Origin of the sequence: Bacteroides congonensis (assembly GCF_900130125.1) — a bacterium.
GTDB classification, from domain to species: Bacteria; Bacteroidota; Bacteroidia; order Bacteroidales; family Bacteroidaceae; genus Bacteroides; species Bacteroides congonensis.
On sequence record NZ_FQXY01000011.1, the window covers coordinates 1,040,523 to 1,062,313 of the forward strand.

The window sequence follows — 21,791 nt, forward strand, 5'->3', positions numbered from 1 at the left end:
AATGAGAATTTAGCTGTTTAAATCGTTGGTTTCACTATCATCAGTATCTCTTAATTTAGCTTCTATCTCTTCAATGGTAGGCATAGTACCTTCCACTTTTTCGGGATAGAACTTTTCCAAATCATATTCGGATATACCCAAAGGTTGGCTGCTTGACTCCAAAGCATACTGAGCCTGTATGTGGTCTTTCTCTTTGCAAATTAGTAAGCCGATGGTTGGATTATCTCGTCCTTTCCTACGTAGTATATGATTACAAGCTACCACATAACCACCTAATTGCCCGATGTCAGCAAACGCAAATTTGCCAATCTTTACTTCCACTACCACATAGCAAGAGAGGGAAAGATTATAAAAGAGCAAGTCAATAAAGTTTTCAGTTTCACCTATCTCCAAACGATATTCTTTGCCCACATAAGCAAACCCTGTCCCTAATTCAATAAGGAAACGGGTGATGTTATTCAATAGTGCATCTTTGAGTAACCGTTCATTGTAACGTCCTGTTATTCCGGTAAAAGCAAAGTTGTAAGGATCTTTAGTCAGTTCCTGTGCAAGGTCGCTCATCACATCGGGCAATGTTTTTGTAAAGTTAGTCAGTGCCTTGCCCTGCCGTTCATAAAGATTTGTGCTTATAAAATTGAGCAACATACTACGGCTCCAGCCATTTTCCACCGTCTGGCGAACATAGAACAGTGCCTTGTCTATGTCGTCTTTTGCTTTATCCATTATCAAGCAATGATGCCTCCAAGGGACTTCAAATATTCCACCAAGTTGGTGGAATGATTCCGTTTCATTTTTTCCACCAACTTGGTGGAAAGTTTGAAGAGCATCTTTGTACAACAGATAAAATTTCCGACAATAGTAAATATTACTCTTCGACAATCCTGCCGCATTGGGTATAGCTTCACGCAGATCTTTACTCAATCGTGTGATAACACTTTCTCCCCAGCGTTCTTCAACGTGCAATTCTACAATATCACGACCTAAAAGCCAGTTGAACTTCAACTGTTCCACATTTACTTTCACCGCTGCCTTTATTTGGCTTTGGCGATAGCGTCCGCAAAGGTCTTTCACCCATTGCAGATATTCCTTATCAAGTATATTTATTGATTTGCTCATTGTAATCTGGATTTTGCATTTATATTAAATTCACCAGACATCAGCTTCGGGAGAAGTGTGTCACGAAGGTGAATAAGCCTATCATTCTCTTGTAGCACCTCTGCCATTCGCTGATAATAAGGAGCAAAAGCATCATTCATCGTTTTTGCTTCTGCCTTAGGTGGTATTTTTACCTCAAAATTTGGCAATGCCTTTTTGCTAAGGTGAAGTACGGTAGTTCCATTTACATATCCAAGACAATGACCCTTAAATATTTTATTTTTAAGCATTGCTGCAAGTAAGAATCTATATGGGAAATTATTTTTAGGCAACACTTTAACCAAATCCATAGAGAAAATTATGCTATCATATCTACCATAGGTGAGTAATAATTCTGCATTTCCTATCACGTCTGCATTTTGGGTTAAATCGGTATGTGCAACTAAAATATCGAACAGATTGGCATAATGGCATTCTTTAAGTTTTACAAACGGGGCAATACCCTTAAAGCCATCTGCCTTAAATCCGCCATTACGTCCAAAATTCTTTATGGTAACCATGGCAATATTAGAGCTATCAGTCAATTCTTCACCTTTGTAAGAATATCCTCCGATGAAATTTGCCACTTCTGAAAATGTCGTTTCGCTCCAATTTGGCTTAGGATTATCCACGAACCACGCCTTGAACAACGCCTGTGCCTGCTGCTCTAAATTATCATTTATCCGGCGGTTCAGCTCGATTTTATCGTCGATGGAGGAAAGAATGTCTGCAATTCTTTTCTGCTCATCAAGTTTTGGCAATAGAATAGGTATTTCAGCCATTAGCTTAGTGTTGATAGAAGGCATTGTTGCACCAACTGCTATACTCTTAATATATTGCTTAACAGACTCTTTGCAGAAATAGTAAAATAAAAATAATGGATGGCAATTATTGCCACATCTAACGCGCAAGCACCTACCTGAAAAAAGCCAATCATTTTCAGTTGAAGTTACATATGAACATCTATCTACAGAGCCAACACGACTAAATACAATGTCCCCCTCTTGTAGCAAATATTTAGAAAGTCTCTTTTTATCATCATCAGAGACCAATGGCAAATTTTGTTTTGAAAATCGTCTATTTCCTAAGTGCTCAACTGTTACTATCGGAGTTCCGGTTGCAACATAGTCTTCATTATGTAATTGGCTGCCAAAAGGACCTGTCTGTATTTCTGCAATATCTGATAATTTATATTCTTCCATAAATGAGAATTTAGCTGTTTAAATCGTTAATTTTTAGTTCGCCCGACATTAGCCTCGGGAGAAGCGAATCTCGCAAAGAAATGAATTTTTCATTTTGCGTTGTATTCTTTTTCGTAACCTCTTTCATTTTCAAATAGAGGTTATTAAACTCGACTATAACATCAGGTGTTGGGTATATTGTTTTTATCAGCGCCAAATCATTATAGCTGAGCGATTGTCTGACTCCACCAATAGCTCTTAAAGCTACTTCTTCTTTGAACGTTGCTGTTCTTTTGAAAAAGTCGAAGAAATACTGGTAATTAGGTTCACACTCAAAAACAACATAAACCGGACTAACACAGCCCACAAAGTCGAAAGTATTTAACCCAATTGAGCCAATGTTAATACGAGCAGGATTATAAGCAAATGATAAAGGGTTGACAATTAAGTATTTTGATAAATCTGTGCTAAATACTTGTTTGTTGAAGTATTCTTTCGACAATACCAATTCTCCTGAATTTATAGGAGACAGTACTGTTACGTCTTTACGATTGCCGACCTTTTCTGTTATTTGCTTTGTGACTTCGCCTAAGCTAACAATCCTCCAATCTTTTGGTATCATTCCAAGCTCGGAATTCACAAATTCACCGTCCTTAAAAGGCTCGAAGTCCACGAACCACGCCTTGAACAACGCCTGTGCCTGCTGCTCTAAATTATCATTTATCTGCCTGTTTTTGGAAAACAGATGATTCTTATTGTTATATGTATTGTATCTTATCCGCATTTTAATTAATGTATTTACGATGAGATAATTTTACGTTATTTTGATTAACCATAGCATAATGCATGGTAGTATCAATTTTTACATGACCGAGTAACTTTTGTACTTGTTCTACAGGCATTCCTTTATCTATAGCCATTGTAGCAAGTGTTCGTCGGAATTTGTGAGGATGGACACGAGCTATTTTTGAAGAATGTCCAATTTTACGTAACCGAACCTCTACGCCTGATATTTGTAGTCGATTATGTGGCTTGGCAAGAGAGACAAATAATGCTTTGTTTCTGTCTTTACGGGAGCTAAGATATTGTTGTAAATGTATTTTAGCTCTTGCATTGAAATATACTATTCGTTCTTTATTGCCTTTGCCAAAAACGATGCATTCTCGTTCATTAAAATTGATGTCTTCTCGGTTTAGTTTTACTAATTCACCGACACGCATCCCGGTTGAGCATAAGAGATCAATCATTGCAAGGTCACGAATTTCCGTACAGTTGTCGCGAAGGTGCTCGATGTTCTCATCAGTAAGCACTTCTTTGATTTGTGTGCCGGTTTTTACTTTATGGATTCTATGTATAGGACTCTTTATAATATAATCCTCTTCTTCAAGCCATGAAAAGAAGGAAGAAAAGATTCGTCGAATATTATCTATTGTCACTTTGCTGGACTTATGCTTGCGTTGGAATACAGCCAAATATGCTCGTATATCTTCTGTAGAATAGTTTACTACTTTTTTAGGCATAGTCTTGAAAAGTTGTTTGACTGTTGAACTATAATATTTGATAGTCGGAGTAGTACAGCCTTCAACTTGCTTTGCGGACAAAAAGATTTCAAGCAGACGGTCGTTTGTTGCAGCATTTTCATGCTCTTTCTCACCGTCTTTTGTAATGGTGTATTTACTTATAACTTGAAGTAATACTCCATTAAGTTGAGCCATTTGTTCTATACTTAAAACATCTGTCATCGCATTGCTAATTTCTTGAATCAAATTTTCTTTCATATTCTTCTATTATTGGGTTAATTAATAAATCGAAGAATATAGTAATATTTATTTGATTGTGAATCCTATACTAGATAATTGTTTGCGAATTTCTTCTTCGAGGTCATGGGATTGTGCAAATAAATCAGATAATTCAGAAGTTAAACGTTCCATTTTTTCTTGAAACGGTTCCCCGTCATCTTCTGTTTCTGCAATTCCTACATACCGCCCCGGGGTGAGGATATAATCTTGTTTGGCTACATCCTCTATTGATACAACAGCACAATAACCTTTTTCATTTTCTAAAGTTCCTGAATTGAAAGCATCAAAAGTACCCGCTATTTTCATTATATTTTCTTCGGATAATTCACGGAGTTTGCGAGTAACCATACTACCCATATTACGGGCATCAACGAACAGTATTTTATTCGTTTGTTTTTTAGCCCGGTTGAGGAACCATAAAGAGACTGGAATACCTGTTGTATAAAAAAGTTGGGAAGGTAATGCTACAATTCCTTCTATTAGATCTGCCTTTATAATATTTTCGCGGATAGTTCCTTCACCGCCTGTTTGCGAGGATAGAGAACCATTGGCAAGTACCATTCCTATACGTCCTTTGGGGGAAAGATGATGAATCATGTGTTGAAGCCAGGCAAAGTTGGCATTTCCAGCAGGAGGTATACCATATTTCCAGCGTACATCATCCTGAAGTTTGTTAGCTCCCCAATCACTTAGGTTAAACGGAGGGTTTGCCAGAATGTAATCAGCCTTTAGTGTAGGATGCTGGTCATCAAAAAATGTGTCAGCGTTGAATTTTCCAAGGTCAGGTTCAATGCCTCGAATCGCCAGATTCATTTGAGCCATTTTCCATGTAGTAGGATTGCTGTCTTGACCGAATACTGATATGTTATTGATATTTCCATGATGTCGTTCGATAAATTTGGCTGATTGTACAAACATACCACCAGAGCCGCAAGCCGGATCGTATACGCGTCCGCTATATGGCTGAAGCACTTCAACTAATGTACGGACAATACATGAAGGTGTAAAAAATTCACCGGCAAGTTTTCCTTCTGCTTCCGCAAACTTGGAGAGACAATATTCATAGGTACGCCCTAGTATGTCCTTACTGTCCCCATGTTCTTTCATTTGAACGTTTGTAAATAAATCCACAACATCCCCTAAACGGCGTTTATCTAATTCTGGTCGCGCGAAGTTTTTAGGAAGAATCCCTTTTAAACGAGGATTTTCTTTCTCTATCAGTCGCATGGCATTGTCGATGACAGTGCCAATCTCCGGAGTATGCGCTGCTTCTGCTATGACCGACCAACGAGCTTCTTTGGGTACAAAGAAAATATGCTCATAGGAATATTCATCTTTGTCTTCCTCAAAGCCTTCTCCTTCATTGATAAGAGCTTGATGTTTTGCTTCAAAACTGTCTGATATATATTTAAGGAAAATAAGTCCTAGAACGACTGATTTATATTCTGATGCATCCATGTTGCCACGTAATAAATCAGCTGCTTTCCATATTTGTTTTTCAAATCCTAATTCGGCTGTATTTGTCTTTGCCATACTTATAGCTATTTTTTTACTATTGCGATTTATATTTTATATGTATTCAATGTTTTTGGAAAACATTGATGTCATTAATGCAAAAATACGAATAATCAGTAATGTTTATCTTAACATTTGCTGTGTTTTTGTTATAATTTCCCAAGTTTTTTCAGTCTTGAACGGATAGCACCATTATTACGTTCAAAGATTTCTGTTAATTCTTTGATGCTTTTTCCTTCTTCATATAAGCGAATTAAATATTCGTCAGCTTCTTTTTCCCAAGGTAAATAAGCATTTCCGTATTCTTGTCTCTTTTCTTCTAAAGAATATTTCTTCTCTGGTTTATTTTCTTTTTTTGTTTCTAAAGACCAATATTCAATAGCTTTGTTGATAGCATCTCTGAATTGTAATAGCTCTGAACGATCTATGAATATTTGTTCTCTTCTGAAATTTCCGGAACCTATATTTTTACTTTGGGTTATTTTGAGATATTGTTCTTCATTATTTTCTTTCAGTTCAAAGAATAAATCTCCACTATGACTTGATAATCTATATTCCATAATGTTGTCGTACTTTAAATTGGGAGTAAATATAGGCATTATTACTGATGTTGTTATTATAAATGGAGTAAAATTTCTTCTTTCTATGGCGAGAGCATGCAAAAACTTTTATTTGAGCAAAAAATGTACGTTAAAAATATGGTTTGAGATGCTATTCCTATTATTTATAAATGTAATACTTCGCTTAACTTATCTACAACAACTTTCTTCTCATTACTACCAATAGTAGACAATCTCACCAACGGAATACCATACAACTCCAATATATGATCCTTTTTAACATCACGTTCCGCCTGCCTTGTCCCAGATTTATGATACATATAACCGTCTGTCTCAATAGCCAATACCGGTTGTTTACTCACACGATTATAAATCAGAAAGTCGATATGGGTATTAATATTTGCAGCATATTTGCTCTCTTCAGCATTTAGCAGAGAATAGTCTTGAATCAACATATAAAGAGGTAAATGGCAAATGATATTCAAATGGCACATATTGATGTTCTCTTGCAGAATGTCTTCTATCAAGGCAAAGGTCAGATTCTCGGAATCATATTCGGATATTTTCTTATGTTTCTTTAAATAGGCGATTCGGGCATCCGTATATTGTTCGTATAGATAATCGAATATGGAATGAATCTTACTGGCGATGACTGTACCGTTATTGTATTCGATGTAGGCAATCAGGTCGCTGATATTACAATCTTTGGGCTGTTCGTTTCCTGATACGACCAGATAGAACTGCTGTTTGGCTCGGGAAACAGCGACATTCAGCAGATTCGGATCATCGGAAAAGGCGGTGATAGTGTCATCGACCGTAGTCATGATGATGGCATCCTTCTCCCTTCCCTGAAACTTATGGACTGTTGCTACATCAATACTTTCTTCAAGTGCGGATTTAACGGCATTTACCTGCTTGTTATATGGGGCAATGACACCTATCTCATCCGTATCATAGGATAGGGCAGGCAACACTTCTTCTTTGATAACATCTATTTCCCGTTGATTCAGATGGCTGCGGGAATGGTTGCCTTTGGCGGTTCTTATGGCATGGATTACGTCCTTTTCTCCTTTATCACGTGTCATGATAACAAGGTTTCCGCCATAAAATTTCTGATTGCAGAAGTTAATGATTTTAGGATGGCACCGATAATGCTCCCGTAATAAAGTCTGCGGTACATTCGGAATCACTTTGCAGACAGATTGTAGGAAACTCATACGAGCACAATCATATTCAGCCTTAATCAGACATGCGTTAGCTATAAAGTCCAGCTTTTCCTTATCTTCTTCCGTGACTACATTGGGGAGCTGCATGGTGTCTCCGACAATGATTGCATTTTTAGCGCATGACAATGCCAAAGCTCCTGTTTCTACTGAAACCTGTGAAGCTTCATCCATAATCAGATAATCATATACGGCATCCCGATGCAGGCTACTTACTGATGAAAATGTAGTGCTTAGTATAATAGGATACTCTTTCTGTACTTCCCGCCAATTATCTTTCAGGTTTTCTAAAGTAAAGACCGATTTGTCATGATTATTACCATAAGTATGGAATAACTTGTTTTTCAGATACTTCATCGATGCATCAGCCATTTGCTTAGCCATTTCCGATGCATCTTTGTTGGCAAGTTCCTTTTCTAATGTATCTATCTCAACTTCCAGTTCAGAGTGTTTTGTCCGGTAGAATAAGATTTGGAAGTCTGCGATAATTGAGCTCATCTCCCGCTTGTAGAAATTCTTGTCGGGGATTTTGCAAACCGTTTTGCTTTTGAATCTGAAGAACAGCCATTTCAACCGTTGTATAAAAGCTACGATTCCCCGGAAATTTGACGTCTGCTCTTTTTCCGTAAATTGCTGACATTCGTTCCATAAGTTCAGAAGAGTAGCAGAGCCGGAGTTTCCACGTAGTTTTATAGTAGATTCTTTAGTACCGAATTCTTGCAGGTAATGCTGCCATTCTATTTTCAGGGATTGTATTTCCTGTCTTGCCATGGCAAGGCGTTCCTGTTTGGAAAATATGCTTTTGAGTTCTTCCGTCTGACGATGTATTTTATCGAGAAACAGGGGCTGGTCGGCTTCCACATCATGCCACGATTCGAAATTCTCCGGATATTGTTTCTCTTCTTCCTGAGTCTCTATGAATTTCTCTTTGTTGGCTGTGCTGCCGAGCAATGCGACGATAAATCCCATATCGTATTTGGATAACTTCTCAAGTACATTTACAATGGCGGAGTTATTATTAGATACAACCTGAACAGTTTTGCCGCGTACCAGAATATTGGCGATAATATTCAGGATAGTCTGTGTCTTTCCGGTTCCCGGCGGGCCTTGTACAACGCTTATCTGGTTCTCAAAAGCTGTCTGGACTGCCTTTTGTTGGCTGGCATTACAACCGAAAGGGAAAATCAGAGTCGATGTGCTTTGAGCCTGCAATTTATACTTTTGAGGATTCAAATATGCGGCAATAGCCCTGTTATCCGCTATAAAGTTAACCTTTTCATATTGTTTAGCCAATAACTTCGTTCCGTCATCAGCTTTTAATCCGTTCACATCGGCAACTTTCTTCAAATATTCGAATACACTTCTCGAACAAGGTTCTCCCAGACATGATTGGGTAATCTGCAAATCTTCTCCTTTATAATCATACTCTTTGCCGTTCTGAAAACGAATGTGCCAATAACAGTGTTTTCCGGCATAAAAAACGTATAGAGCTTCAATATTTGATAAAGTTCTTCCTTTACTGACTATTTGATAATCATTGGGAGCAGGTTTCTCGGGAGAGGTTAACCAAAGAACATTTTCTTCTTTGTAGGTATAAGCACTCGAAGAATTACGGAATAGTATCTTATAGTTGCCACCATAGTTTTGGCAACTCTCTATCTCGGCAGTCTTGATTTGTCCTTTTATTATAATCAGATTTTCGGAAGTATCTATCATAGGCTTGTGTGCAGATGTTATAAGGCGTGCTGATGTCTTTGTTGTTTATTGATTATTTAGGACATAAAAGTAAGAGTATTTTTCAAAATATCAAAGAGCTGAAGTAAAAAAACAGTAAACTACTTTATTGTGCTTTTTATTACTGTAAAATAGAGTGGGATTCTGTTTGAGATTATCGAACATGATAAAATATTTATGTTTTGCCAATGAAATCACTATCTTTGCAAGGTATATATTAATAGACAAGGAGAAGATTATGCTTGCATACACATATATTGAACACGGAAAATTTGAGTTGCTCGAGAAGCCGAAACCGGAAATAAAAGATTCACGGGATGCGATCGTACGCGTGACACTTGGCAGTATCTGCACTAGTGATCTTCATATCAAACATGGTAGCGTGCCGCGTGCAGTGCCCGGAACGACTGTTGGGCACGAAATGGTAGGTGTCGTGGAAGAGGTGGGGAGTGATGTAACTTCAGTGAAGCCGGGAGATAGAGTAACTGTGAATGTGGAAACTTTCTGTGGGGAATGCTTCTTCTGTAAACGAGGATATGTGAATAACTGTACTGATTCCAATGGTGGTTGGGCTTTGGGCTGTCGTATTGATGGGGGGCAGGCGGAATATGTCAGAGTTCCTTATGCTGACCAAGGGTTGAACCGCATTCCTGATACGGTTAGCGATGAACAGGCTTTATTTGTCGGTGATGTGCTTGCGACAGGCTTTTGGGCTGCTCGTATCTCGGAGATTTCCGAAGATGATGCTGTTCTTATTATCGGTGCCGGGCCTACCGGAATCTGTACTTTATTGTGTGTGATGCTGAAGAAACCACAACGTATTATTGTCTGTGAAAAGTCTCCTGAAAGAATACGGTTTGTTCGTGAACATTATCCTGATGTATGGGTGGTAGAACCTGAAAACTGCCAGGATTTTGTACTTCACAATAGTGAGCATGGTGGTGCTGATGTTGTGTTAGAAGTGGCTGGTAGTACGGATACTTTTCGTTTGGCGTGGGAGTGTGCCCGTCCAAATGCTATTGTCACTATCGTAGCCCTTTATGACGAACCACAATTTCTCCCTTTGCCTGATATGTATGGCAAGAATCTGATTTTTAAGACAGGTGGAGTGGATGGTTGTGACTGTGCGGAGATTCTAAATCTGATTGCAGAAGGCAAGATAGATACTACTCCTCTTATTACACATAGATTTCCACTTCATAAAATAGAGGAAGCCTATCGTATCTTTGAGAATAGACTGGACGGCGTCATTAAGGTAGCTATTTATAAATGACCTGTTCAGTGAATGAAATGCCCGTATGTTTAATTGAAAGTAATAAATAATAGTATGCCTATTATCGAAATATCATCTTTATCTCATCCCGGAGTTGAAGTATTCAGTACTCTTACTGAAATACAGTTGCGTAATCGCATCGAACCTGATAAGGGTATTTTTATCGTAGAAAGTCCAAAGGTTATCAGGAGAGCTTTGGATGCCGGTTATGAACCTTTGGCTATTTTGTGTGAACAGAGACATATTATCGGTGATGCCGCTGATATTATTGAACGTTGTGGTGAACTGCCTGTCTATACGGGTAGCAGAGAATTACTTGCCGAGCTAACCGGCTATGTTCTGACACGTGGTGTGCTTTGTGCCATGCGTCGTCCTGTGTCACGTAGCATGGAAGAAGTGTGTCAAGAAGCCCGGCGTGTTGTTGTAATCGACAGTGTTGTTGATGCAACCAATATCGGCGCAATTTTCCGTTCGGCTGCAGCCCTTGGAATTGATGCCGTATTACTGACACGCAATTCTTGTGAACCGTTGAACCGGCGTGCGGTCAGAGTATCTATGGGAAGTGTTTTCTTTGTTCCATGGACTTGGATGGATGGCTCTCTCTCTGAACTGAGGAATTTAGGGTTTCGCACGGCTGCTATGGCACTCACGGACAACTCTATTTCTATTGATAATCCTATCCTGGCTGTTGAACCTAAACTAGCTATCGTGATGGGGAACGAGGGGGATGGACTTCCCTGTGAAACGATTGCCGAGGCTGACTATGTAGTCCGTATCCCTATGTCGCACGGCGTCGATTCGCTCAATGTAGCTGCTGCGGCCGCTGTGGCCTTTTGGCAACTTCGTGCTCCACAATCTTGAGATTAGTGTGTACCAAAGTTATAATAACCATATAGTTATTCTCCACTGATAGTTGCTACAATTCTCCGATTACCACCGTAATCCCGAAATTCACAGAGATAGATGCCTTGCCAAGTTCCGAGATTCAGCTTTCCATTGGTAATGGGTACTGTGACGGTTGTTCCTATAATGGAACTTTTTGCATGAGCCGGCATGTCGTCATCTCCCTCTAAAGTATGTTGATAATACGGCTCACGTTCTTTTATCAAGTGGTTGAAGATACTTTCCATATCAACCCGAACATCAGGATCTGCATTTTCATTAATACTTAACCCGGCAGAAGTATGTTTGATAAATAAATGCAATAATCCTACTTTGGGCAATGGTGGCAAATTACGCAATACTTCTCCCGTTATAAGATGAAATCCACGTTTGCGTGACTGTAATTCAAATTCTACTTGTTTCCACATATTATTATAGTTTCATATTTCAGGCACTGTACTTGTAGTCATATATTGATAAGTAAAAGTACGATTGATGTAAGAATTCTACTTACCGATGCAAAAATGCTGAAAGATATTTTGAAGCACCATATCATTCGTAACTTCCCCTGCAATATCAGAAATGAAGAAAATGCACTCGCGTATGTCCTGCGAAAGAAAATCACCTGAAATATGTGAATCAAGCCCATCTTGCACTCTGTGAATAGCTTCTAAGGCTTTGCTTAATGCTTCGTAATGTCTTACATTAGTTACGATTATATCATTCTGTGTTACCGTAGGTAAATGCGCAGCACTAATAAGCATTTTTTGTAATTCACTCGTATTCTCTCTCTGTTTGGCTGAAATAAAAATATGCTCTGTTGACTCTTTTGGGAAATCTTTCAATAAAGCTGATAAATCTTCTTTTTGATTTTCTACAATTAAATCAGCCTTATTGAATACCACGATCAGATATTTACCTTCACAACGTGGAACTATCTTTTCTGATAACTGTTCAATTTGTGATGCGGCATTCACTGAATCCACCATCCAAAGAACAATTTCCGCCTGATCCAGCTTTTGGAAGGTGCGTTCGATGCCCAGGCTTTCAATCGTATCATTAGTCTCCCGGATTCCGGCGGTATCAATGAATCGGAAAGTGATTCCACCGATATTCATAGTATCTTCAATCACATCACGGGTCGTTCCGTGAATATCGCTGACGATTGCTTTATCTTCATTCAATAAAACATTCAATAAAGTCGATTTTCCTGCATTCGTTTCACCAATGATAGCCACGGGAACGCCATTCTTGATAGCATTTCCTACGCTGAACGAATGAACCAGGCGGAAGATGACCTGTTCTATTTCATCAGCCAATTTCCGCAATGCCGAACGGTCGGCAAATTCAACATCTTCCTCGCTGAAATCCAGTTCCAGTTCAATCATCGAGGTGAAGTTCAGTAGCTTGTTGCGTAAGTCGGTCAGTTCCTTGCTGAAGCCACCCCGCATTTGGCTCATAGCCAGTCGGTGAGTGGCGGCGGATGAAGAAGCAATCAGGTCTGCTACGGCTTCTGCCTGGCTTAAATCCATTTTGCCATTGAGGAATGCACGCTGCGTATACTCTCCCGGTTGAGCCATGCGGCAGCCATTCTTAATAAGCAATTGCATCACTTGCTGGAGAATATAAGAAGAACCATGACAGGTAATTTCCGTACTATCTTCTCCCGTGTATGAGTGAGGAGCACGGAAAAGGCTGACAAGCACTTCGTCGATAATCTCGTTACCGTCGTAGATACGTCCGAAAGTCAAAGTGTATGGTTTCTGCTCACTAAGTAACTTGCCGGCTTTGGCCGGTTTGAAGATGAGGCTGGTGATGGAAATAGCTTCCGGGCCGGAAACACGGATGCTTCCGATAGCGCCGCCCTGGGCGGTGGCAATGGCACAGATAGTATCTTGGTTCATTGTATTTCTTTTTGGATAGTGCAAAGATAGTTGTTTCTGAATAAAAAATAGAATGAAAGGAAGAATAGAATCTTATATTGGTTGATTAAATGTCCAAAAGGAAAACAACATTCCGACTGTTGTTGTGTTATTAAAGTAATAATAACACCCTAAAAAATGTTGGAATATGAAAAAAGTAAAGAAGGTTGTCCTTATAGGCGCGAGTGGTTTTGTAGGTTCGGCCATACTGAATGAGGCTCTGAACCGTGGCTTTGAAGTGACTGCCGTGGTTCGTCATCCTGAAAAGATAAAGATAGAAAATGAAAATCTGAAAGTAGTGAAGGCGGATGTGTCTTCGCTCGATGAGGTGGCTGAAGTGTGTAAAGGAGCAGATGCCGTCATCAGTGCATTCAATCCAGGATGGAACAATCCTAATATATATGATGAGACAATCAAAGTCTATCTGACTATTATTGATGGGGTAAAGAAGGCCGGGGTTGAGCGTTTCCTTATGGTTGGCGGTGCCGGTTCTTTATTCATTGCTCCGGGATTGCGGTTGATGGATTCCGGTGAAGTTCCTGAAAACCTTCTGCCGGGAGTGAAAGCGTTGGGAGAATTCTATCTGAATTTCCTGAAGAAAGAAAAAGAGGTAGACTGGGTGTTTTTCTCTCCGGCAGCAGATATGCGACCGGGGGTACGTACCGGACGCTACCGTCTTGGCAAAGATGACATGATTGTAGATATTGTAGGAAACAGCCATATCTCCGTAGAGGATTATGCTGCTGCAATGATTGACGAACTGGAGCACCCGAAGCATCATCAGGAGAGATTCACAATTGGATATTGATAAGAGAATAAATTAGAAAAAACGGCTTGAATCAACATGATATGCATGTAAGATTCAAGCCGTTTTTTTATTTGGACACTGTCGAATTCAGATAAGTCTGTTTTAGATTCTGTCAAGAACAGTCTTAATCAGCGTATCAATCGTATTCTTATATCCGGTATTGGCTTCCTTAATCAGCCGGTTGGCAATCACCATGCAGACAGTCATCGCCTTATGTCCCATCAACCGGCTAAGTCCTGCCAAAGCCGAACTTTCCATCTCGAAGTTAGTAATCTTGAAACCTTTGTATTCGAATGTTTCAATTTTGTCATTCTGTTTCGGGTCTGCCAACGGGACACGAAGCTCACGTCCTTGCGGGCCGAAGAAACCACCGGCAGCAATCGTAACACCACGCACCATATCATCTTTGGCAATCCGGTCAATCAGTTCTTCGCTGGCATCAATCACATAAGGAGCAGGGGCACACATATTTCCCGACCAACCCATATGATTAAGGAAAGCACGTTCGAAAGGCAAATCACATACCTCATTGCGTCCGGCATAGAAATTCAATAACCCGTCAAAGCCGATAGACTTCTGCGAACAAACGAATGTACCTACCGGAGTATTAGGCTGTAAACCACCACACGTGCCGATACGTACCAATTCCAATGGACGGAAATGATCCTTCTCTTCCCGAGTGTTAAAGTCGATATTGGCGAGAGCATCCAGTTCATTCATGACAATGTCGATATTATCGCAACCGATTCCGGTAGAAACCACCGTAATCCGCTTTCCTTTATACGTACCCGTGATAGTTTTGAACTCGCGGCTTTCCACTTCACATTCTTTGTTTTCGAAATGAGAAGCTACGAGAGCTACACGTCCGGGGTCGCCTACCAGGATTACTTTATCTGCCAGCCATTCGGGCTTTACGTGAAGATGGAATACAGAACCGTCTTCGTTGATAATCAATTCAGAGGATGGAAAGTACTTTTTCATGTTATTGAAAGGTTTTAGTTTTACAATATGATTGTATCTATAAATAGAAACGCCGGAACCGGATTTAAGTTCAGAAGAAGTATCTTTCTTTTTCCGTAGAAAAGGGAGAATACGTCTTGGAACTGAAATGAAACCGGGTTCCGGCGTTTGTAGTAACTTATTTACTTAGCGGCTGATTGCCTGTATTGCCTGCTGTCGGTTTGGCAATCGTTTCGCGCATCGAGGTATCCGCTTCGATATTCTTCATCCGGTAGTAATCCATGATACCCAGATTACCGCTGCGGAAGGCTTCTGCCATTGCTTTAGGAACTTCCGCTTCCGCTTCGATTACTTTCGCGCGGGCTTCCTGTGCTTTCGCTTTCATTTCCTGTTCGGAAGCGACAGCCATTGCGCGGCGTTCCTCGGCTTTTGCCTGGGCGATATTCTTGTCCGCGTTAGCTTGGTCAATCTGTAAGGCGGCACCGATGTTCTTACCTATGTCGATGTCCGCAATATCAATAGACAGAATCTCGAAAGCAGTTCCTGCATCCAACCCTTTACGAAGTACGAGCTTGGAGATAGAATCCGGATTTTCGAGTACCGACTTATGATTTTCGGAAGAACCGATGGACGAAACGATACCTTCACCTACACGGGCGAGAATCGTATCTTCACCTGCACCACCGACCAACTGGCGAATGTTGGCACGTACCGTAACACGGGCCTTGGCAATCAACTGGATACCGTCTTTGGCAACAGCCGTTACAGGCGGAGTGTCAATCACTTTCGGATTAACAGACATCTGTACGGCTTCGAATACGTCACGTCCCGCCAGGTCGATGGCCGTAGCCATTTGGAAAGGCAGTTCGATATTCGCTTTCGACGCGGATACCAATGCGTGGACAACTTTCTCAACGTGTCCGCCGGCCAGATAGTGGGCTTCCAGTTCATCACGGGTGATGTTTTTCAAACCGGCTTTGTGAGCTTCAATCATGCCCGGCACGATGATATACGGCGGAACATTACGGATACGCATTAGAAATAACTGTATCAGTGAGATATGCACTCCCGATACTTTGGCCGACAGCCAAAGGAAGAAAGGCACGTAATGGAAAAATATTATCAGGAAGATAATACCTCCGGCTATCAGAAAGATAGGCAAGTAAAAAGATGATTCCATTGATAGATTGTATTAGTGAATATTATTTTTTGTGTTTCTCAACCATGATTGTTCCGTCGCTGATGCGGTTGACGATGATCGGGGTCTTTTCATCCAGAAAACCGTCCATTGATTTGACTTCAACGATTTTGTTGTTGATTTCCGCATAACCGATTTGCGCGAGACGGGTAGTACTGATACCTGTGTCACCGACTTTCACACTTTGTTCAGCGCTACGGTCTACCTTCGAGTCAATGTCTTTTTTCAAAGCCAGTTTATCCAGCATCTTCGATCGCATAAACCAGACCAGTGACCCTATACAGGCGACGGCCGATATACCCAAAGTGGCAAATCCTCCTGCCATTCCTATATTGGCAAATGCGTAGTAGTTGGCATAAAGGATGCAAACCAATGCCGAAATTCCCGCCAGGCTGATGCCCGGGATGACAAACAGTTCTACAAGAAACAGTATGACTGCGGCAATAATGAGAACGGTGATAATGAGTATATCCATAGTTCAGTGTTATTAATTTATTTCGTTTTTTCTGCGTTACGTACATTGGTTTCCAGAGCATCCAGTTCGCCAGACATTTGCAATATGCGTTTTTCCAGGTCGAGGATGGCAGGAGCGATTCTTTCTTTTCCCTGCTTGTTACTTGTGGAATATTGCTGGCGCAGGCTGTTCAACTTTTCTTCTTGTTGCTGAAAGTCTTTCTCCATCTGCCGATAGCGTTGGAAAAGCTGTTTGGCCTTGGCGGACTTGAAGTCATTCATCAGATAATACGTTGTGTTATCATCAATGACAAATTCAAAATCAACGACACGGCGTTCTTTCGGCTTGTGGCTGATAGCAGCTTCCAAACGTTGCAATGCTTCGCTGACTGCCTGCTTGTCCTTCCAAGTTTCTTTCAATGAATGGATTTGTGCCAGGCGGATAATCTGCTTCTGATCCATCGCTTCGTAATTATACGTCTGCTTTGAATTATTCGGTATGAATACATAGATGCAGACTTTACCTTCCGGTTGGAAGCGGTCGGAAGCAAACCAGCCCAGATTATTATACTCGTCAATGACATACATATAATCATTGTACGGGGAATTGAATGGCATACCCACATTTTCCGGTACGAGATACGTGTCGTTATTCGTGTTGTAGCGGGTGACGAAAATATCATATCCGCCCAGCCCTTCACCGTCACTTGCATAATAAATGGTGATACCGTCTGACATTACATACGGATAATTGGCATTTCCGGAAGCGTTGATGCTGCCGGGTAGCGGTCGTCCGTTGCTCCATTCGTTCAGCAGTTTATTCTTTGAGAATATGTCCAAATTCCCTCTTTCACCCTTCTCGCTGTAATAGATTTTATTTCCGATTTCGGTTTCGTAGACAGTCCCTTCATGCTCCCCTTCTGTCTGGAAGAATTCGTTGAACGTGAACAGTTTGCCTGATTCTTCGCTGATTTTATAAGCATTCAGAAAAGTAGCTTTATCCACAACGAAGCTGTCGATAATGCAAACATCTTCCACACCTTTCAGCATACGAAGGTCTGCTTTGCTCTTTTCCAACAGGCCTTCGGCTTCTTCTGTCGGTCTTTTGCGCTTCTTCAAGTCGGCGATATATTCTTCAAAACATTCTACCGCTTCTTCAAAGCGATAAGTTTCATTATAAGCCTGTCCCAAGTAAAGTTGTCCGCTGGCTACACGCTTCTTTACTGCCATTTCGAGCGGTTTTACCGCTTCCCCGGCTTCTCCCGTTTTCAGGCAACATACGCCATACCAATAATTATAATTTCCGTTGGAAGGTTGGGATTTTGCATACTTTTTGAATACAGGCTTGGCTTTTTCGTAGTCACCTTTTGTAAATAAGGTGCGTGCCTGTTCGAGTGTTTGCGCGGAAACTTCACCAAGGAAGAGACTGCAAAATAAAAATAGAATATATTTCCCTTTCATCGTTATTTATCGTTTATGAGTGACGGATTGTTTGAAAGTACTGCTACTTTCGGGCATCTGTCAATTTTTCAATTGTTCAAAAGTACAAATTTATTAGAAATAAACCCTTTTTCAGAGATTCTATTATGTTAATTCTTCTTTAAATCATTCTTTTCGCTTACTTTTGCAGCCGATTTTTGAAGATATGGCACAATTTACGGAAGAAGAGAAAACCATTCGCCGCATTGACAAGCGGTTCAGCAAAGGAGTGGTGCAATATGGACTGATAGAAGAAGGTGATAAAATTCTCATCGGATTGTCGGGCGGGAAAGATTCGTTGGCGCTTGTAGAACTGTTGGGCAAACGCGCACGTATCTACAAACCTCGCTTTTCTGTTGTTGCCGTCCATGTAGTGATGCGAAATATACCTTACCAAAGTGATACAGATTATCTGAAAGCACATTGTGAAGCCTACGGAGTGCCTTTTGTCCAATATGAAACTTCATTTGACCCCTCTACGGATACACGCAAATCTCCCTGTTTTCTTTGTTCGTGGAATCGGCGTAAAGCCTTGTTTACGGTTGCCAAGGAACAAGGGTGCAACAAGATTGCTTTGGGACATCATATGGATGATATTCTGGAAACTTTGCTGATGAATATCACTTATCAGGGAGCATTCAGCACTATGCCGCCCCGGTTGGTGATGAAGAAATTTGATATGACGATTATCCGTCCGATGTGCCTGGTTCACGAATCGGATTTGACGGAGTTGGCTGCTTTGCGTGAATACCGGAAACAGGTGAAGAAATGCCCTTACGAATCGCAATCGAGCCGGAGTGATATGAAAGGAATTTTGCGGCAATTGGAAGCGATGAATCCGGAAGCCCGGTATAGCCTTTGGGGGAGCATGACGAATGTACAGGAAGAATTATTACCGGATAAAATAGACTAAAATAATCTGACGTTATGAAAGGAATCTATACAATTTTGCTACTTATCGTATCCAATGTCTTTATGACTTTTGCCTGGTACGGACATTTAAAAATGAAACAGGAATATAGCTGGTTCGCCGCTCTTCCGTTGATAGGTGTGATTGCTTTTAGCTGGGCAATTGCTTTTTTTGAATATTCATGTCAAATACCTGCGAACCGTATCGGATTTATCGGTAACGGTGGTCCTTTTTCATTGATGCAGTTGAAGGTGATTCAGGAAGTGATAACTCTTGTCATCTTTACGGTATTTACAACTGTTTTCTTTAAGGGTGAAACGTTGCATTGGAATCATTTGGCGGCGTTCGTTTGTTTGATTGCGGCGGTGTATTTTGTGTTTATGAAATAGATTATTTATCGCCCTTTCTTAGTGATAGAGGACAGAGAATTTTTCAGTTCATATTCGGTTTCATTGCTTGTTACCGATTGTTTTTCAATAGTAATGATTGTTTTATAGCTTCATACATTTTCGCTTGTTTTTGCAAATTCATCCATGTGCGGAACATATTGCATCGTTCTACTTTTATAGTTTCAGATACGTTATCGGTCATGTCGTATGCCTTGGTTCCACGTCGGGGGCTGAACTTATTGATGTTGATATGGTCAAAGTCACAACGGATAAGGCATTGTAGTGTAGCCAATACGTCAACCTCGGTCTCTCCGGGGAATCCCACGAGTATTTGGCTATGCTTGTTCACTTTATATCTGTTTATGTTAATGTCCTCCATACAATGAATAAATGGCTCTATATTGGGATTCCGGTTCATGGCTTTTAATATAGCCGGACTTGCGGATTGGATAGCGCAACAGAAATACTCAATAAAACCATTTGCAAAATATGGGCGCAAGCCTTCATAGTATTTCACAAAAATATCCGGATGGATATAGCGAATGGCTATTTTTATATCTGCCTGTAGGGTATAAACATCATGAAGTAAATTGATTATGTTTATTCCGAGGTCACTGCCGTAACATCCAATCTCATCACCAATGAGTAGAAATCGTTTATATCCGGCATTTATGCCTTCACTAAATTGTTTCATTACGAGAGTTTTAGGTACGCTACGGAAATCTCCGATTGCCAGTTTGGTAGCACAATAACTGCATTTTCCCGGACAACCATACGATACTTTGATCTGATATACATCATCACTTTGCCATACATAGCGGTGGAGAGTACAGAAATCGTATTGTTTTTTACATAGCGTATTACCACAATATTCATCCGTAATTAGCGCTACTTGCTCATCGTCATCGGGTGTGTAGTGTGATTTTATTTCTTCCATTTCTGATTTTGCGTTATAATATACGTTGGACATCACTACTTTTGCTTGTATGATTTTATCAAAATCTTCAAGTTGTTTGTAGGTCATCAGTCTTGCTTCAGGAGCAATAGCTTTGATGCATTCTCCGGCAAATGACGGAAGACAGCCGCTGACTACAAACAAAGAATCGGATTTACGGCAGTTCTCCAGTTTTTCAATTATACTAATAGCTTGGTTTTCTTCATTGTGTGTTACGCCGCAACAAGTCACCACGATGATATCTGCATCTGCCGGGGTTGATACTTTTTTCCATCCGTTTAATCGAAAATATTTAGCAATGCGTTCTGTTTCATTCCATAGTACGGCACAGCCGTTGGATGTAATATATACTTTATTCATATAGGATCATTTTATTTTTTTGTTTTCAGGTCAATTTGTTTCACAAGGCACGTTAATAAATTTATAGCTGCATCTATGTCACGCACATCGCACACTTCTACCGTAGTATGCATATATCTATTGGGGATACTGAGTAATAGAGTTTTCACTCCCGTATCGGAAACCTGAATAGAGGATGTGTCAGTTCCACCGGTAGGTACGTGATGGGCTGAACGCTGAAACGGGATACTGTTTTCTTTAGCTGTTTGTTCCGCCATCATTATCATGTCATGATTGCTGTCTGTATGGTAAGTGATAATGATGCCTTTTCCTAAAGCAATATCTCCATATTTTTTCTTTGACATATCAGGAACATCGGTTGCAAATCCTACGTCAACACATATTGCTATTTGAGGCTTCAGATTGGCTACTGCTGTTTTCGCTCCCTTACATCCAATTTCTTCTTGTACGATACCTGCTGCTGCCACGTTTATTGATATGTTTTCACTATTGATGCGTTTCAGGGTTTCTGCAATTACATATATGCCTACTTTGTTATCCAATCCACATGAAGTAAAACGGTGCTCTCCTAGTTTTAGGAAATTGGGGCTGAAAGCTACGAAATCTCCTATGGTAATGCTATTCGTCACTTGTTCGGGTGGCAAGCCTGTATCGATCCATAGTTCCTCTATTTCAGGCAATTTCCTCCGTTCCTCCGGTTTTTGAGTATGAATAGGCCGTTTGCCTAATACGCCATTGATTGTGTGGCCATTGCGCACCTGGATATTTACGTGTGCTCCTATTGCGGCGGCGATATCGATACCTCCGTTAGCACGTACATAAATATATCCCTCACTATCTATATAAGTCACCTGAAATCCAATTTGGTCTATGTGAGCCTCAAGCATGACAGTGACAGAATGCCCATTGTTCAATATGGCATAACTGTTTCCTATACTATCATGTTTTATTTGAAAGTGAGGCTCAAGATACCTTTCAAAAATCAGCTGTGAGCCAGTCTCATTGCCAGAAACTGATGGCGTAGAGAACAGGTCTTTTAGAAATGTCCAATTCATC

General features: G+C 40.5%; 20 protein-coding genes. 5 read left to right on the top strand and 15 right to left on the bottom strand.

The window, feature by feature from the left end; translation table 11 throughout:
• Positions 1-9: 9 nt before the first annotated feature.
• From BQ7997_RS21520 to BQ7997_RS21550, 7 genes are all read right to left on the bottom strand, one after another.
• Complete coding sequence (locus BQ7997_RS21520; RefSeq protein WP_073347988.1) at positions 10-1,116, bottom strand: PDDEXK nuclease domain-containing protein; 1,107 nt, start codon at positions 1,114-1,116, stop codon at positions 10-12.
• Entirely contained in the window at positions 1,113-2,336 is a 1,224-nt protein-coding gene (locus BQ7997_RS21525) for a restriction endonuclease subunit S (RefSeq protein WP_073347989.1), read from the bottom strand. The genes BQ7997_RS21520 and BQ7997_RS21525 overlap by 4 nt, the downstream gene beginning before the upstream one ends.
• Before the next feature lie 10 nt (positions 2,337-2,346).
• Positions 2,347-3,099: a restriction endonuclease subunit S gene (locus BQ7997_RS21530; RefSeq protein WP_073347990.1), complete on the bottom strand. Its 753-nt coding sequence runs from the start codon at positions 3,097-3,099 to the stop codon at positions 2,347-2,349.
• Position 3,100: 1 nt separating this feature from the next.
• Positions 3,101-4,093, bottom strand: a complete 993-nt coding sequence (xerA, locus tag BQ7997_RS21535; RefSeq protein WP_004304867.1) for a site-specific tyrosine recombinase/integron integrase — start codon at positions 4,091-4,093, stop codon at positions 3,101-3,103.
• Positions 4,094-4,141: 48 nt separating this feature from the next.
• Positions 4,142-5,647: a class I SAM-dependent DNA methyltransferase gene (locus tag BQ7997_RS21540; RefSeq protein ID WP_073347991.1), complete on the bottom strand. Its 1,506-nt coding sequence runs from the start codon at positions 5,645-5,647 to the stop codon at positions 4,142-4,144.
• Between the two features lie 131 nt (positions 5,648-5,778).
• Positions 5,779-6,189 (bottom strand): DUF3276 family protein, encoded by a 411-nt coding sequence (locus BQ7997_RS21545; protein ID WP_235817337.1) that lies wholly within the window; start codon positions 6,187-6,189, stop codon positions 5,779-5,781.
• A 164-nt stretch (positions 6,190-6,353) separates the two neighbouring features.
• Positions 6,354-9,128 (bottom strand): AAA domain-containing protein, encoded by a 2,775-nt coding sequence (locus BQ7997_RS21550; RefSeq protein ID WP_073347993.1) that lies wholly within the window; start codon positions 9,126-9,128, stop codon positions 6,354-6,356.
• Positions 9,129-9,384: 256 nt separating this feature from the next.
• Here BQ7997_RS21550 and BQ7997_RS21555 point away from each other — a divergent pair, with 256 nt between their 5' ends.
• A complete protein-coding gene (locus BQ7997_RS21555; RefSeq protein WP_073348502.1) occupies positions 9,385-10,419 on the top strand; it encodes an alcohol dehydrogenase in 1,035 nt (344 codons plus the stop codon).
• A gap of 54 nt (positions 10,420-10,473) precedes the next feature.
• Positions 10,474-11,280: a TrmH family RNA methyltransferase gene (locus tag BQ7997_RS21560; RefSeq protein WP_073347994.1), complete on the top strand. Its 807-nt coding sequence runs from the start codon at positions 10,474-10,476 to the stop codon at positions 11,278-11,280.
• A gap of 35 nt (positions 11,281-11,315) precedes the next feature.
• Here the strand turns inward: BQ7997_RS21560 and BQ7997_RS21565 are convergent, their stop codons facing one another.
• The gene (locus tag BQ7997_RS21565; protein ID WP_022138118.1) at positions 11,316-11,729 is read right to left on the bottom strand and encodes a secondary thiamine-phosphate synthase enzyme YjbQ; all 414 of its coding nucleotides are present in this window, start codon (positions 11,727-11,729) and stop codon (positions 11,316-11,318) included.
• Positions 11,730-11,807: 78 nt separating this feature from the next.
• A complete protein-coding gene (mnmE, locus tag BQ7997_RS21570; RefSeq protein ID WP_073347995.1) occupies positions 11,808-13,205 on the bottom strand; it encodes a tRNA uridine-5-carboxymethylaminomethyl(34) synthesis GTPase MnmE in 1,398 nt (465 codons plus the stop codon).
• A 166-nt stretch (positions 13,206-13,371) separates the two neighbouring features.
• Here mnmE and BQ7997_RS21575 point away from each other — a divergent pair, with 166 nt between their 5' ends.
• Complete coding sequence (locus tag BQ7997_RS21575) at positions 13,372-14,031, top strand: NAD(P)-dependent oxidoreductase (RefSeq protein WP_073347996.1); 660 nt, start codon at positions 13,372-13,374, stop codon at positions 14,029-14,031.
• A gap of 102 nt (positions 14,032-14,133) precedes the next feature.
• Here BQ7997_RS21575 and BQ7997_RS21580 read toward each other — a convergent pair whose 3' ends face one another.
• The 4 genes from BQ7997_RS21580 to BQ7997_RS21595 all read right to left on the bottom strand — a co-directional run bounded on the left by BQ7997_RS21580 (position 14,134) and on the right by BQ7997_RS21595 (position 18,103).
• Positions 14,134-15,012, bottom strand: coding sequence for a nucleoside phosphorylase (locus BQ7997_RS21580; RefSeq protein ID WP_044655146.1), 879 nt, complete (start codon positions 15,010-15,012; stop codon positions 14,134-14,136).
• 157 nt (positions 15,013-15,169) lie between these two features.
• The gene (gene floA, locus BQ7997_RS21585; RefSeq protein ID WP_073347997.1) at positions 15,170-16,171 is read right to left on the bottom strand and encodes a flotillin-like protein FloA; all 1,002 of its coding nucleotides are present in this window, start codon (positions 16,169-16,171) and stop codon (positions 15,170-15,172) included.
• Between the two features lie 22 nt (positions 16,172-16,193).
• Positions 16,194-16,664 carry an NfeD family protein gene (locus tag BQ7997_RS21590; RefSeq protein WP_073347998.1) on the bottom strand — a complete coding sequence of 157 codons (471 nt, stop codon included), beginning with the start codon at positions 16,662-16,664 and terminating at the stop codon, positions 16,194-16,196.
• Between the two features lie 17 nt (positions 16,665-16,681).
• Positions 16,682-18,103 carry a tetratricopeptide repeat protein gene (locus BQ7997_RS21595; protein WP_073347999.1) on the bottom strand — a complete coding sequence of 474 codons (1,422 nt, stop codon included), beginning with the start codon at positions 18,101-18,103 and terminating at the stop codon, positions 16,682-16,684.
• 184 nt (positions 18,104-18,287) lie between these two features.
• Between BQ7997_RS21595 and BQ7997_RS21600 the strand changes: the two genes are divergently transcribed.
• Positions 18,288-19,034, top strand: coding sequence for a PP-loop family protein (locus tag BQ7997_RS21600; protein ID WP_073348000.1), 747 nt, complete (start codon positions 18,288-18,290; stop codon positions 19,032-19,034).
• A 14-nt stretch (positions 19,035-19,048) separates the two neighbouring features.
• A complete protein-coding gene (locus tag BQ7997_RS21605; protein WP_044653118.1) occupies positions 19,049-19,420 on the top strand; it encodes a DMT family protein in 372 nt (123 codons plus the stop codon).
• A gap of 70 nt (positions 19,421-19,490) precedes the next feature.
• On the opposite strand, the gene BQ7997_RS21610 is transcribed toward BQ7997_RS21605, so the two are convergent.
• Positions 19,491-20,735 carry a radical SAM protein gene (locus tag BQ7997_RS21610; RefSeq protein WP_073348001.1) on the bottom strand — a complete coding sequence of 415 codons (1,245 nt, stop codon included), beginning with the start codon at positions 20,733-20,735 and terminating at the stop codon, positions 19,491-19,493.
• Between the two features lie 11 nt (positions 20,736-20,746).
• A complete protein-coding gene (locus BQ7997_RS21615) occupies positions 20,747-21,790 on the bottom strand; it encodes a M20/M25/M40 family metallo-hydrolase (protein ID WP_073348002.1) in 1,044 nt (347 codons plus the stop codon).
• Between the last annotated feature and the right edge of the window lies 1 nt (position 21,791).